The sequence below is a fragment of the Vibrio alfacsensis genome (assembly GCF_019670485.1).
In the GTDB taxonomy this organism is placed as follows: domain Bacteria; phylum Pseudomonadota; class Gammaproteobacteria; order Enterobacterales; family Vibrionaceae; genus Vibrio; species Vibrio alfacsensis.
The window spans coordinates 1,344,725-1,358,110 of sequence record NZ_AP024165.1 but is presented as its reverse complement, the minus strand read 5'-3'; the positions used below and the strand labels follow the sequence as shown (position 1 = coordinate 1,358,110).

Here is a 13,386-nt window from a genome sequence, read left to right as displayed (position 1 = left end):
ATTCTCACACTTGGGCATCCTCACTCCCCCAAAATAACGAAATCCAACTCAATTTCTCCTTAAAATTCGCAATATGCACAAAAGTTGATATGGTTATTTGTAGGGCTGCATAATACTAATCCCTGTCAAAAACGGTTTATTCAAAGGGGTATCAAGCTTGATAATTTCTTTCTGACTTACTGTGATAGGCATAACATTTCACTTCTGTGCAATCGAATACATGTGTGAGCTCACCCTAATTATGTAAATACCATTAACATTACACGCATTAACGTGATCTAAAGCACGGAACGTTTTCACTTTTCGCATAGAATAACTGTCCATGCAATAACAAGGATTCAACATGAAACGTCGCATTGAACAGGCGCTTTCAAGCGCTCCAGAAGCACTTTCAAAACATCTTGCTCCTATCGTACAAGCGGACGATTTTGATGCCACTCTTTCAGAGCAACAGTTCGCACAATTGCTTGCAGCGACAGGCATGTCTGATAAAGAGCTTCGTGTTGCTCTACTTCCTTTTGCGGCAGCGTTCTCTTATGCGCCTATTTCTGAATTCTATGTAGGTGCGATTGTTCGTGGTCTTTCCGGCCGCTTATACTTCGGCGCAAACATGGAGTTTTTCGGTGTTCAACTCGGTCAAACCGTCCATGCTGAACAATCTGCGATTAGCCATGCTTGGATGAAAGGCGAACGTGGTGTTAAAGACATCACAATCAACTTTAGCCCTTGCGGTCATTGTCGCCAATTCATGAACGAACTATCAACAGCAAAAGATCTAAAAGTTCAGCTACCAGAACGAGAAGAGAAATCTCTACACGAGTATCTACCAGAAGCATTTGGCCCCGCAGATCTTGGTATCGAATCAGGTTTAATGGCAGAAGTCATGCATCAATTTACTTGTGATGAAGACGATATGCTCATCCAGAAAGCGGTCGATGCGATGAACATAAGCCACGCGCCATATACAAACAATTTAAGTGGTCTAGCACTAGAAATGGCAGATGGCCGAGTGTTCCAAGGGGCTTACGCGGAAAACGCCGCATTCAACCCAAGCCTTCCACCTTTGCAAGTTGCACTCATTCAGATCCTGCTTGCCGGTGAAACGTTTGATAACATCAAAGCCGCTGCACTCGTTGAGAACGCACAAGGGAAAATCAGCCATCTCGCCGATACTCAATCCACGCTAGAAGCACTAAACCCAGATATTCCTGTGACTTTTGTGAACGTTTAACCCACCCAACGCTTTTGATATAAGGCTCTGCTTTTAGTGGAGCCTTTTTTATTATAAAAAACCGCACGCAAACGTTTGCTTCATCATGAAAATTCAGTATGATCCCCTGCAAATTCGGTTTCATCACTTTATTTTTAAGGGAACACTATGTTCGGTACAGCTACTAGCAATCAAGCTACTCGTGTATTACTTTTGGGCTCTGGTGAGCTAGGAAAAGAAGTAGCAATTGAATGTCAACGTCTTGGCTTAGAGGTCATCGCATGTGACCGTTATGCAAATGCGCCAGCCATGCAAGTTGCTCATCGTAGTTACGTTATCGACATGCTTGATAGTCAAGCTCTAGAAGAAATCATCAACAAAGAGCAACCTGCATACGTTGTTCCAGAAATTGAAGCGATTGCAACAGACAAATTGGTTGAGCTTGAAGAGAAAGGCTTAAACGTCGTTCCGACTGCAAAAGCGACCAAACTCACTATGAATCGCGAGGGCATTCGCCGCCTTGCAGCAGAAGAACTCGGTTTAACCACATCCCCTTACCAATTCGCCGATAGTTTCAGTAGCTTCAAAGCCGCCGTAGAACATGTCGGTATCCCTTGTGTGGTTAAGCCTGTTATGAGCTCTTCTGGTAAAGGACAAAGCATTATCAAGACAGAAGAAGATGTTCAAGCCGCTTGGGATTATGCACAAGAAGGTGGCAGAACAGGCGCAGGCCGCGTTATTGTCGAGGGGTTTATCGACTTCGATTACGAGATCACACTCTTAACCGTTCGAGCAGTCGACGGGGTTCACTTCTGTGCACCCATTGGCCATCGCCAAGAAGATGGTGACTACCGTGAGTCATGGCAGCCACAGGCTATGTCTGAAAACGCATTAAAAGCCGCGGAATATACCGCGGAGAAAGTGGTAAACGCACTGGGTGGTCACGGCATCTTCGGCGTGGAGCTGTTTGTTAAAGGTGACAAGGTGATCTTCAATGAAGTCTCTCCTCGCCCACATGACACTGGCATGGTGACGATGATTTCACAAGAAATGTCGGAATTTGCATTACACGTTCGCGCTTTTACCGGCATGCCAATCAACAATGTCGTTCAATATGGTCCGTCCGCATCAGCCGTTATTCTTGGCCAAGGCACATCGTGCGATATTCGCTTTGATAACCTAGCGACCGCACTCGCACAACCACAAACTCAAGTACGTTTATTTGGTAAACCGGAGATCGACGGTCGTCGACGTCTTGGCGTCATCCTTACTCGACGTAAAACCATCGAAGATTCGATTGAAGATGCCGTAAATAACGCATCTAAAGTACAGATCGTTTACTGATCTTCTCATCAACTAAAGAGAACAAAAAGCGCAGCTCAGTGAGCTGCGCTTTTCTTTACATAAATTTCAATCAAGAGATCGCCAGTTACCTCATTTCAGGATAAGAGCGTCTTCACCGCTTAGATTACCTACGGCAGGTTATGTACTCTCGATTAAGTACACTTCTTCAGAAAAGCGACTTAATCCCTGCTTAGCAATTTTAGGATGAGTTTCATCCGCTTGATCCACATTGAGGCATGTTACCTTGTACCCTTCAAACAATTGCTCAATTTCTTCAACAGGAACACTGAATGGAGGACCGGACATTTCATCCTGAGGATAATTCAAGGTAATTAACAAAATTCGTCCATTGGGGTTCAATAGTGATTTAATTCTACTTGCGTAGTCGATTCGCATGTCTTGCGGCAATGCGACTAGCGCTGCACGATCATAAACAATATCGACCTTAGACACTGGCGCTGTAAAGAAATCCCCGGTGTACACGGAAAGCTCATCGAATTGATATAACTCATGCATTCCATTGACAGGTATCACGGTTGGGGTATAAAAATGTTCAGCAAAAAACGCTCTTACCGCAATCTGGCTAAGCTCAACGCCTTGAACATTGTCATGTTTCGACGCTAGCCAGATAAGGTCCTCTGATTTACCACACAGAGGAGCAAGCACTACATCTTCTCGTTTCGGATTGGTTCTCTGCCAAAATACAGGTAATAGCGGGTTCACCTCATCAAGGTGAAAACCAATTTGATTGCTGGCCCATTTTTGATGCCAAAATTCTTGATCTCTCATTTTACTTCTACTTGTCGGCTGATGGTTATTGGAAGTGTTGTCCTTCTCTTTTGTTGGCTAAGACTAATGATTTTTTCAAATTTGTCTATGACGTTCATCTTCCGTTAACAATGAAATGTTAGGATAGTTGCTGTTCAAGAATGAACGTTTTGTTTATCTGCGGGTCAGAATAAATGAAAAGTAAAATGGTGATCTACAACACGATTTCACTACAAGCTAGACGATGAGTATTGGAATTATTTTGTTAGCCCCCATTTAATAGGTAGTACCTGATTTGCGAATCTTAGTGACCTTTTCGTTACCCATTTTCTAAGTGTATGCAAGTTAAGGAGAGTGAATGAGCTTATTTTTACGTACTACAGCATTGATGCTATTAGTACTAAGCCGTGCGCCGGCATTCGCCGCACTTCCAAATTCGCCGAGCAACGAGCAAAATCGTTCTGAAAGTCAAAACGAAGTTTGCTCAAAACTGTTCAAACATAGCCTCAGTGGCCTTTACGGTATTCAATCCCTTGATACCCAGCCAACTCAGCCTTATACCGATTTCGATATTCTCTACAGCAAAGCTCACCAAGCACAATTCGAACTCGAGACCATCTGTAAAAGTACCGCCCTACTTACCAATGCACAGCCATACTTTGCAGGTGTTAAATCTAAACAACGCTCAATTGAAAAAATTACTCACGAATTAGATGGAAAAGTTGAAAGAATCACCGACCTCGCCCGCGCTACGATCGTTGCAGATGACGTGGCTAGTTTGGTTTCCATCTATGAAGCGCTAGAGCGTGAAACAACCATTGTAAAAGTTAAAAACCGCTTTAAGAAGCCGACACCATCTGGGTATCGCGATCTCAACCTTTTGGTGCGCCTACCAAAGACCAACTTAGTCGCAGAGGTGCAGCTTCATTTAAAGGCCATTGCAGAAGTAAAAAACGGCCCTGAACATGATTTGTATGAAAAAATTCAAAATGTTGAGCGCTTAGCATTGATGGAAAAACGTGACCTAAATGAATGGGAAATGGCGTCGATAAAACAGATGCAAAGCCAATCTAAAAACTGGTATCAACAGGCTTGGCAGCCTTATTTAACGACGCATCTTGAAGCGGCATAAACACCACGGATTTTCAAAGCGATAAAAACAACAAAACCACCCATTGAGGTGGTTTTGTTTTAGCGTGTTACTCTGCCACAAAGTGACTAACCGCCTAATTTACTGTTCTTTGCTTACTGTTCTTTTCTTAAGTTCTCTACACGGGCTTTCAGCTTTTGACCCGGGCGGAACGTAACAACACGTCGAGCAGTAATGGGAATATCTTCACCGGTTTTAGGGTTACGACCAGGTCGTTCATTTTTGTCACGAAGGTCAAAATTACCAAATCCTGATAGCTTAACCTGTTCGCCACTTTCAAGTGCTTTACGAATTTCTTCAAAGAACACTTCCACCGTTTCCTTGGCGTCCCGCTTACTAAATCCCAATTTTTCAAACAGGTTTTCTGCAAGTTCGGCTTTTGTGAGCGCCATAAAACTTTCCTCAAAGCTATGTTAAACAATGCTACCTATATGTAGCGCTAGAGCAGTTTTACCCTACCAATTCAACAACATATCGGGCGTACATCAGGAAGTGTATGACAAGCTTATGATTTTCGCCAACTTTTTTCATGGCTAATTTAAGATTTATATAAACTTAAATACTTGCGAGGCACTTCAAATTTTGAACTTGGTAACACATATGACCAAAAATAAAAAATTAACTAGATAATTTAATTGCCATAAAAAGAAAAAACAGCATTAAATCCTATTTAATAGAAATATCAGAGTTGGTACATTTTACATACAATTGACATAAAACCTGTCGATATTTCAGTAGCTTGTAAAAATACACGTTCTAAAAAAATCAGATATAAAAAAGACCGAGTGTAAGCACTAGGTCTCATAATAATAGCTTTTTTGTCTTTAGCCTACGTTATCCACGTATCTAATATTTCGTTTTCAACTGATTCTTGCCCAACTGCGCAAATTGAAACCGCTTGGAGAGATCACTACAGCATCGTCAATGCAAGCTTGGCGAGATTATAGGCATCAACATAGCCAGAGTGCTGTCGCCCCTCCCACTCAATACCTTTCGCTTCTTGCGCCGCTTTATGACCAATACGTTTCTCTTTCATACGATTTTGAATTCGATACAAAGTAGCGAGGTTAATAAACTCTGAAAAAGGTGCATCTAACCCTTTCTGTCTGCATTCTTCAAGCAAGATAAGGTCATCTCGTCCCCACGAGGCATAAATTTTATTGCGCCCGCCGAAGTTTTTGATGATCGACTTAATGACGTCTGCTAACGGTCTACCTTGTTTTTCAATTTTACGTGGTGTGATACCGGTTAATTCTGCACAAAACAGAGACACTTCATCGTGTTCTGGTTTGACATAGTATTGGGCACGCTTGACGATCTCACCTTTCAACAAATCTATTTCAGCCAAACCAACTTCAATAATTTCGCCAGTGCGGCCAGCGCCGTTTTCGTTCCAACAACACATTTCTAAATCGAAGCAGACGATACGGTTATGGTTCATAGTTTGTTTTCGTTCCTAACGTAAATGGAAAGCGAGAGATTCTACCGCAACACTTTTCAAAACTCGAATTTGCTCGATGATTTAATCACCAATCGATACCGAATTTCGGCCATTTTCCTTACTTTTATAGAGCTGTAGATCGACTTTATGGAACAAGGTCTCAGGATCTTCGTCTTTATGTACTATCGCCCCAATGCTTAATGAGCAAAAAACAGACGATTTCGCGTATTCAAATGGAGAGTTTGATACCACCCTGCGGATTTTTTCCAAATATGCGGCTAATTCGTTCTTATCTGTAATACGCGACAATATACAAAATTCATCCCCTCCCGTGCGATAAAATCTATCCCACGGCCCCAGATTCGCATTGACTAACTTTGTTACATGCAGCAACGCTTCATCACCGGCTAAGTGCCCAAATTTATCATTGACGAACTTAAAACGATCAACGTCAAAGCTGACCAACGTAAAATCCAACCCACTATTAATATAGTGAAATAAGTTATCGTTAAAAACGCGTCGATTGTACAGTTGGGTCAGTGAGTCCAATTCCGCCATTCGCTTGAGTTCAACCGTTTTTATATCTAGCATTACTGCCAGTCGTTCTTTTTCACGCGATTGAAGATTGACGGTATAACTGATTAAGCAAGCGATAAGAAAGCCAACAGCGCCAATTCCATATAAAATTGATTTCTCCCACGCCGTTACTGTACCAGAGAGCTTAAAGTCCACTCGCCAGTCTCGATTCGGAAGTTGAACGGTGCGGCTGATCACTTTCCCCGTTACCTCATTCCAGTTCTCACTCTGAAACAAGATCGGATCGTCATTCGCATCAAAGCCTAAGTCTTCAACTTTGATAGACATATCGAGCTCGGTAGCGGTTTGAGTTACTAATCCTTCAAAATACACCGTGCTTCGCACAACCCCAATCACGACGCCATAAAGTTCTTGATTGTCAAAACTGAATACAGGGTGATAAATCAACAGCCCGCTTTTATGGATTGATGGTTCAAAACCATCTTGTATCAAACGTACTTTGTCAGAAATATTAGGACGATTAAACGTGAGCATGTCATCCAAAATCAGATCGAATCGAAGTCTCGAGGAATAGAAGCCTAAGATGGCAAGATTCTCTTTCGTCCTTGGATACACATCGGTTGCTATAAAGGCGGGTAAACCATCTGTTAATTGATAACCGAACGTCTTACTGCCATTTTTAGGCACGGTATAAATTTGAAAACCCGGGATATTTTTCCGCGTGTTCGCTAAATATTGTTCGAGCTGATTAGGCTCAACACGTTGCATCCATTGCAAACCAATTAAACTTCTAGAGCCATTGACCACGTGTTCTGCATAACGGGAAAAGTGAGCCCAAGAAGATGGGTCGACAGAATGTAAAAAATTCGCTCCAGAACCAATGAACTCAAGATCGTTTTCAACGGCGAGCTTTAGGGATTCAGCCTGACGGTCTGCCAAGGTTTCGAAAATGGTCATGGTGTAGCGTTGCTGAATTTTATACGCAATCCCAACCATGCTCGCAGTAACGCACATAACCGCTATAAAGGCCGCGATAGAATAGGAATAACGTTTAAAAATACTCTGCTGAGCCGTGCTATAAGTCATTTAGCAAACCATGTTTTGGCGCTTGGTCAAACTTTGGAAGTTATTGAAATAGTGCGCCACAAGTGAATAAACAGCAAGCAATGACGTGATTGCATCGTCTAATCGCTGAATTTTTATGCTAATCATGCGTGATATTTGCGAATTATTACAGCCTTAAGCCTTGAATATGCTAACATCGAGCATCATTTTAATGTCTAAACTTGGTGCAGGCCGCAAAGACAATTCTTAGCGTCAATACCTATGAGCCAATGCCGAGCACCAGTCAATCAATAGAAAGAGAATAATGTCATGAACATTGATTTGAACCTAATTCCTCAAACGTTCGATATGCTTCACGCTGGTCTTGCTGTTTCGAGCGTTTTACTTCTTCTGATTGCGGTTTCTCGCAAATCTAAAGTTGTTGAGAAAGTGGTCGAAAAACCTGTCGAGAAAATCGTCGAGGTGGAAAAGCCAGTTGAGAAAATCGTCGAAGTAGAAAAAGTTGTCGAAGTCGAGAAGATCGTCGAACGTGTTGTCGAAGTTGAATCAAAACTTGCAACCGCATCAACAGACTCTGCAATGCAGCTACTTTCTATCATGCAGCAAGAAGCACGTCTGATCGACTTCCTAAAAGAAGACTTAACGTCATTCTCTGATGAAGAAGTAGGTGCGGCAGCACGTGTCATCCACACTGGCGGCCAAAAAGTATTGAATGATTACGTTACGCTTGCAAATGTACGCAACGAAGACGAAGAAACTCGCATTACGGTTGAAGAAGGCTTTAACCCACAAGAAATCCGTCTAACAGGCAATGTTACAGGTAACGCACCATTTAGCGGCACGTTAGTTCATAAAGGTTGGAAAGCAACATCAATGAACCTACCAAAACTTGCTGAAAACTACGATGCATCTGTGATTGCTCCAGCTGAGGTTGAGCTGTAATGGAACACATGAATCAAGAAAACCATTCTCAAGAAACGTCTGTTGAAACACAACAGACGCCGAAATTCAGCGTTGGTATCGACTTAGGTACGACACACTGTGTGATGTCATTTGTCGATACGCACGACGAAGATGCGCGCGTTGAAGTGATGCCTATCCCGCAACTTACTGCGCCTGGCACGGTAGAGACTCGCAGCCAGTTAGGCTCTTTCCTATACCAGCCGCACGAAAACGAAATGAACCCGCAATCACGCGTTCTACCGTGGTCAAGCGAGCCAAAAGCTCTGGTTGGTGCGATTGCACGTAACCTAGGTTCAAAAACACCAATTCGTCTTGTTGCAAGTGCGAAATCTTGGCTTTGCCACGCTGGTGTGAACCGTCGTGATGCGTTCCTACCAGCAGGTAGCCCAGAAGAGGTGGAAAAAGTATCTCCACTTCGTGCGACAGAGCTTTACCTAGAGCACTTAAAAGACACTTGGAATCACGCGAATCCAAACCACAACCTTGCAGACCAAGACGTGACTATTACGGTTCCGGCTTCTTTCGATCCTGCTGCTCGTGATCTAACGGCAGAAGCAGCACGCAACGTTGGTTTCGTGCACCTAACGCTTCTAGAAGAGCCACAAGCTGCGCTTTACAACTGGATTGATAACAGCGACGACAAATGGCGCGACGAAGTTGAAGTTGGCGACATCGTGCTTGTGGTCGACATCGGTGGTGGTACAACCGACCTTTCTTTAGTTGAAGTCACTGAAGACGACGGTAACCTAACTCTGAACCGCATTGCGGTAGGTGAACACATCCTACTTGGCGGTGACAACATGGACCTTGCACTTGCGTACCGCTTGAAGATGAAGCTAGCGCAGGAAGGCAAAGAGCTACAACCATGGCAAGTTCAGGCGATGACGCACGCATGTCGTGACGCAAAAGAAGCGTTATTGAACGACAGCGAACTTCAGTCAGTGCCAATCGTGGTACCAAGCCGTGGATCGAAACTGCTTGGCGCAACACTTAAGACTGACCTGACTCAAGAAGAAGTACAACAAACACTGGTTGACGGCTTCTTCCCTCAAGTTGCGATTACGGACCACCCTGTTCAACGTAACCGTGGTGCACTAACGCAAATGGGTCTGCCTTACGCACAAGATGCGGGCATTACTCGTCACATTGCAGCGTTCTTGTCTAAGCAAGCCAATGCCCTTTCTGCTTCAGGAAATGGCGCAGAAGCCGCAACTCAAGATTTCAACCCATTCGCTAACATGCCTGGCATGCCAGGTGCGGATACAGCGCAATCGGCTGACTTCATCAAACCAACCGCAATCCTATTCAACGGTGGTGTTCTAAAATCGAAACTTCTCGCGACTCGTCTAGAAGACACGATCAACGAATGGCTACTTGAAGCAGATGCAGAAATGGCAAAACGCCTAACGGGTGTGGATCTAGACCTTGCGGTTGCTAGCGGTGCGGCTTACTACGGCTCAGTGCGTCGCGGTCAAGGCGTTCGTATCCGCGGCGGTATTGCTTCGGCATACTACGTGGGTATCGAAAGTGCAATGCCAGCGATTCCAGGCATGGCACCTCCAATGGAAGCACTGTGTGTGGCCCCATTTGGTATGGAAGAAGGCTCAAGCGTTGACGTACCAAGCCAAGAATTTGGTTTGATCATCGGTCAGCCAGTTAACTTCCAGTTCTTCGGCTCCACCGTTCGTCGTGACGACCTAGCAGGTACTCACCTAGACTACTGGGCACCAGAAGAGCTTGAAGAGCTGCCAGAAATTCAAGTAACGCTGCCTGTATCTGAAGGTCGTCGTGAGGGTGAAGTGGTTCCGGTAACCCTAGCCTCTCGCGTAACCGAGCTTGGTACGCTTTACTTAGAAGCCATTGCTGCTGATAACGGCCAAAAATGGCATGTTGAGTTCGATGTACGCGAAGACGCGAAAAGCGACTCAAATGAAGAAGAATAAATAGAAATCAAACGGCATCCAATCGGGTGCCGTTTTTAAATACACGAAGGTTTGTATGGCATCTCCTCGTTTTCTTGTTGGTATTGACCTTGGCACCACAAACACTGTGGTCGCGTACTGTGAAATCACCGACAATCTTGAACAATCCGAAGTATCCCTATTTAACATCGATCAATTAATTGGTCCGGGTGAAGTGGTTCGTAAACCACTCCTGCCCTCATTTCGCTATCATCCAGCGATAAGTCAAATTTCTCCATCCGATCTTACTCTTCCATGGGACCATGAACCCGTCTCTGGCGATATTAATAACGTGATCGTTGGTGAGTGGGCTCGTGAATTAGGTGCGAAAGTCGAAGGACGTCAGGTATCCAGTGCGAAAAGCTGGTTATCACATCAGGCCGTCGATCGCAGTTCAGACATTCTTCCTTGGGCTGCTGCGCAAGACGTAGATAAAGTCTCACCCGTCATTGCCAGTGCAAGCTACCTCAACCACATTCGTCAAGCGTGGAACTACCGTCACCCTAGTAACAAGCTAGAAGACCAAGATGTCGTTGTGACCGTTCCTGCGTCGTTCGATGAAACCGCACGTAAGCTCACGCTTGAAGCTGCGCAGCTAGCGGGTTTAAAGAAAATCGTCCTGCTCGAAGAGCCACAAGCGGTGTGTTACGACTGGTATGCGCGCCACCAGCAAACCGCAGCCGATGAGCTAAAAGAGCTACCACTGATTCTGGTGTGCGATGTTGGTGGTGGTACCACCGACTTAAGCTTAATTGAAGCGCGTTTTTCTTCTCAAGATGAACTTGCCCTTGATCGTATCGGCGTTGGCGAACACTTGATGCTTGGTGGTGATAACCTAGACCTCGCATTGGCCCACCTCGCGGAAAGTCGCTTTGCTCAACAAAAAGGAGAACAAAGTAAGAAACTCACCGCGGCAAGCCTCACCAAACTGATTCAGCAAACTCGCAAGGCGAAAGAAAACCTACTTTCTGCAAACGCGCCTGAAGAAGTAAAAATCACTATGCTAGGCAGTGGCTCTAAACTGCTCGGCGGCACAAAAAGTATTGCTCTGAGCAAACAAGAAGTGCACCAAATCGCCTTAGATGGCTTCTTCCCGCTTTCTAATTTCAGTGAAGTACCAGATAAGCGTCGCAGTGCGGTCGTTGAGTTTGGTCTTCCATACGTTGCTGACCCTGCGGTGAGTAAACATGTTGCCGAGTTCTTAACCCAGCATCAGCAAGTGTCTCGTGCCGCTCTTGGCATTGAAGACGATAAGCAAAACGCAATCCCAGTGGGCTTATTGCTTAATGGCGGGGTGTTTAATAGTGACCTTGTCACCGAGCGCGTAACGACGCTACTTTCTAATTGGGGTGACACGCCTATCACCGTTTTAGATAACCCCCATCCAGATTGGTCGGTGGCACTTGGTGCTGTTGCCTTTGGTAAAGCGCGTCGTGGCGCACAACTAAAAATTGGTGGTGGCGCAGCACGTTCTTACTTCTTGCATCTTCAAGAAAAGAACAAGATGGGTAAAGCACTTTGTTTGCTCGCAAAAGGTACAGAAGAAGGTCACGAGATCCGCTTAAGTGGTCGTCGTTTCTCGCTTACCCTAGGTGAACCCGTTCGCTTTAACCTGCTGACTTCTACCCACGACACCCTAACCAATAACACCGCGATTCAAAATGGTGTGATGGTTGACGTTGATCCCGACTTGTTTGCTCCTCTACCACCTTACATCACCACTCTTGAAGGCGATGGTGCCGAACTGCAACCGAACCAGAAAGAACGCGTGGAAGTGCAACTTGCGTGTCAGTTGACTGAAGTCGGCACGCTTAAGATGGAGTGTGTCAGCACGGAAGACGACAGCAAACGTTGGGAGCTGGAATTCGAAGTTCGTAACAAGCAAACCGATGAGAACGAACAAGTTAAGCTCCACCCTAAATTGAACGAGTGTAAAGAGCAGATCGCACGCTTATACAGCGGCAACAAGAAAAGCGCAGAAAGCAAAGAGATCAAAACCTTAGCCAAAGATCTTGAGAAGAAGCTCGGCAAACGTGACGAGTGGGATTTCACCACCCTACGTCAATTGTTCGATACTTTCGCCCAAGGCCGTAAACGTCGTCGCCGCTCTGAGCAACACGAGAAAAACTGGCTTCGTTTGGCAGGGTTTGCACTGCGTCCGGGTTTTGGCGATCCCACTGATTCATGGCGCATCGAGCAAGTTTGGGGCCTTTACCAACAAAACATTCAATTCAAGAACCATCAGGGTTGGACCGACTGGTGGGTATTCTGGCGCCGCATCGCCGGTGGTTTGAGCCAAGAGCAGCAAGAAACCATCTTAGCAGACATTGCGAAATACCTGCATCCGGGAGCGATGAAAAACCCACAATCAGCAAAATCCGCGCAAGACATGGGTTACGAATCTATGGTGCGATTGTCTGCATCTCTAGAACATCTAGAAGTCGAAGACAAAGTTCTATTAGCAACGTGGTTCTTGAGCAAGGCTATCAACCACAACCAGTTCGAACAAGCGCACTGGTGGGCAATGGGTCGCTTGGCATCACGTACACCGTTATATGGTAGCCAGCATAACGTCGTTCCTCGCGAGCAAGCTGAACAGTGGTTACCGAAATTGCTAGACCAAGATTGGCAGAAAGAGCCTATGATTGCATTCGCAGCCGTAATGATTTGTCGTAAAACTGGCGATCGCCTATTCGATATTTCAGACGACTACCGCGCGCAAGTTCTTGCTAAACTGAAACAGAGCAAGGTGCCAGAGTCTTGGGTATCGTTGGTTGAAGAAGTGAAAGAGCTGTCAGAGAGCGAATCGAAACGCGTCTTTGGTGATGCACTGCCTAGCGGGCTCACTCTGGTCAATCATTAATATTAATGCACGCCTAAACACAACAAAGCCCTCTCAATGAAGGGCTTTGTTTTATTCATATTGACCACTGACATGTTGACCACA

10 protein-coding genes are annotated in these 13,386 nt (G+C 45.0%); 6 read left to right on the top strand and 4 right to left on the bottom strand.

All coding sequences use genetic code 11. The annotated features are described in order from the left end of the window. Window positions 1-343 precede the first annotated feature (343 nt). Together cdd and purT are read left to right on the top strand one after the other, a co-directional pair. The gene (gene cdd, locus VA249_RS06625) at window positions 344-1,231 is read left to right on the top strand and encodes a cytidine deaminase (RefSeq protein WP_221069469.1); all 888 of its coding nucleotides are present in this window, start codon (window positions 344-346) and stop codon (window positions 1,229-1,231) included. A 147-nt stretch (window positions 1,232-1,378) separates the two neighbouring features. Then, window positions 1,379-2,554, top strand: a complete 1,176-nt coding sequence (gene purT / locus VA249_RS06620) for a formate-dependent phosphoribosylglycinamide formyltransferase (RefSeq protein ID WP_221069467.1) — start codon at window positions 1,379-1,381, stop codon at window positions 2,552-2,554. A gap of 138 nt (window positions 2,555-2,692) precedes the next feature. Here the strand turns inward: purT and VA249_RS06615 are convergent, their stop codons facing one another. Next, window positions 2,693-3,343, bottom strand: coding sequence for a thiopurine S-methyltransferase (locus tag VA249_RS06615; protein ID WP_221069464.1), 651 nt, complete (start codon window positions 3,341-3,343; stop codon window positions 2,693-2,695). A gap of 337 nt (window positions 3,344-3,680) precedes the next feature. Here VA249_RS06615 and VA249_RS06610 point away from each other — a divergent pair, with 337 nt between their 5' ends. Next, on the top strand, window positions 3,681-4,454 hold the full coding sequence (locus VA249_RS06610; protein ID WP_221069429.1) for a RelA/SpoT domain-containing protein: 774 nt from the start codon (window positions 3,681-3,683) through the stop codon (window positions 4,452-4,454). A 113-nt stretch (window positions 4,455-4,567) separates the two neighbouring features. Here VA249_RS06610 and ihfA read toward each other — a convergent pair whose 3' ends face one another. From ihfA to VA249_RS06595, 3 genes are all read right to left on the bottom strand, one after another. Beyond that, the gene (ihfA, locus tag VA249_RS06605; RefSeq protein ID WP_128811007.1) at window positions 4,568-4,864 is read right to left on the bottom strand and encodes an integration host factor subunit alpha; all 297 of its coding nucleotides are present in this window, start codon (window positions 4,862-4,864) and stop codon (window positions 4,568-4,570) included. 518 nt (window positions 4,865-5,382) lie between these two features. Beyond that, a complete protein-coding gene (locus tag VA249_RS06600; RefSeq protein WP_221069462.1) occupies window positions 5,383-5,913 on the bottom strand; it encodes a 3'-5' exonuclease in 531 nt (176 codons plus the stop codon). Window positions 5,914-5,994: 81 nt separating this feature from the next. Continuing rightward, window positions 5,995-7,536 carry a sensor domain-containing diguanylate cyclase gene (locus tag VA249_RS06595; protein ID WP_221069431.1) on the bottom strand — a complete coding sequence of 514 codons (1,542 nt, stop codon included), beginning with the start codon at window positions 7,534-7,536 and terminating at the stop codon, window positions 5,995-5,997. Between the two features lie 288 nt (window positions 7,537-7,824). Between VA249_RS06595 and VA249_RS06590 the strand changes: the two genes are divergently transcribed. From VA249_RS06590 to VA249_RS06580, 3 genes are read left to right on the top strand one after another with little or no spacing between them, the layout of a single operon-like run. After that, window positions 7,825-8,457, top strand: coding sequence for a DUF2760 domain-containing protein (locus tag VA249_RS06590; protein WP_221069433.1), 633 nt, complete (start codon window positions 7,825-7,827; stop codon window positions 8,455-8,457). Continuing rightward, the gene (locus VA249_RS06585) at window positions 8,457-10,421 is read left to right on the top strand and encodes an Hsp70 family protein (protein ID WP_221069459.1); all 1,965 of its coding nucleotides are present in this window, start codon (window positions 8,457-8,459) and stop codon (window positions 10,419-10,421) included. Before VA249_RS06590 ends, VA249_RS06585 begins: the two co-directional genes overlap by 1 nt. 55 nt (window positions 10,422-10,476) lie before the next feature. Then, window positions 10,477-13,302 carry an Hsp70 family protein gene (locus VA249_RS06580; protein WP_221069457.1) on the top strand — a complete coding sequence of 942 codons (2,826 nt, stop codon included), beginning with the start codon at window positions 10,477-10,479 and terminating at the stop codon, window positions 13,300-13,302. Window positions 13,303-13,386 lie beyond the last annotated feature (84 nt).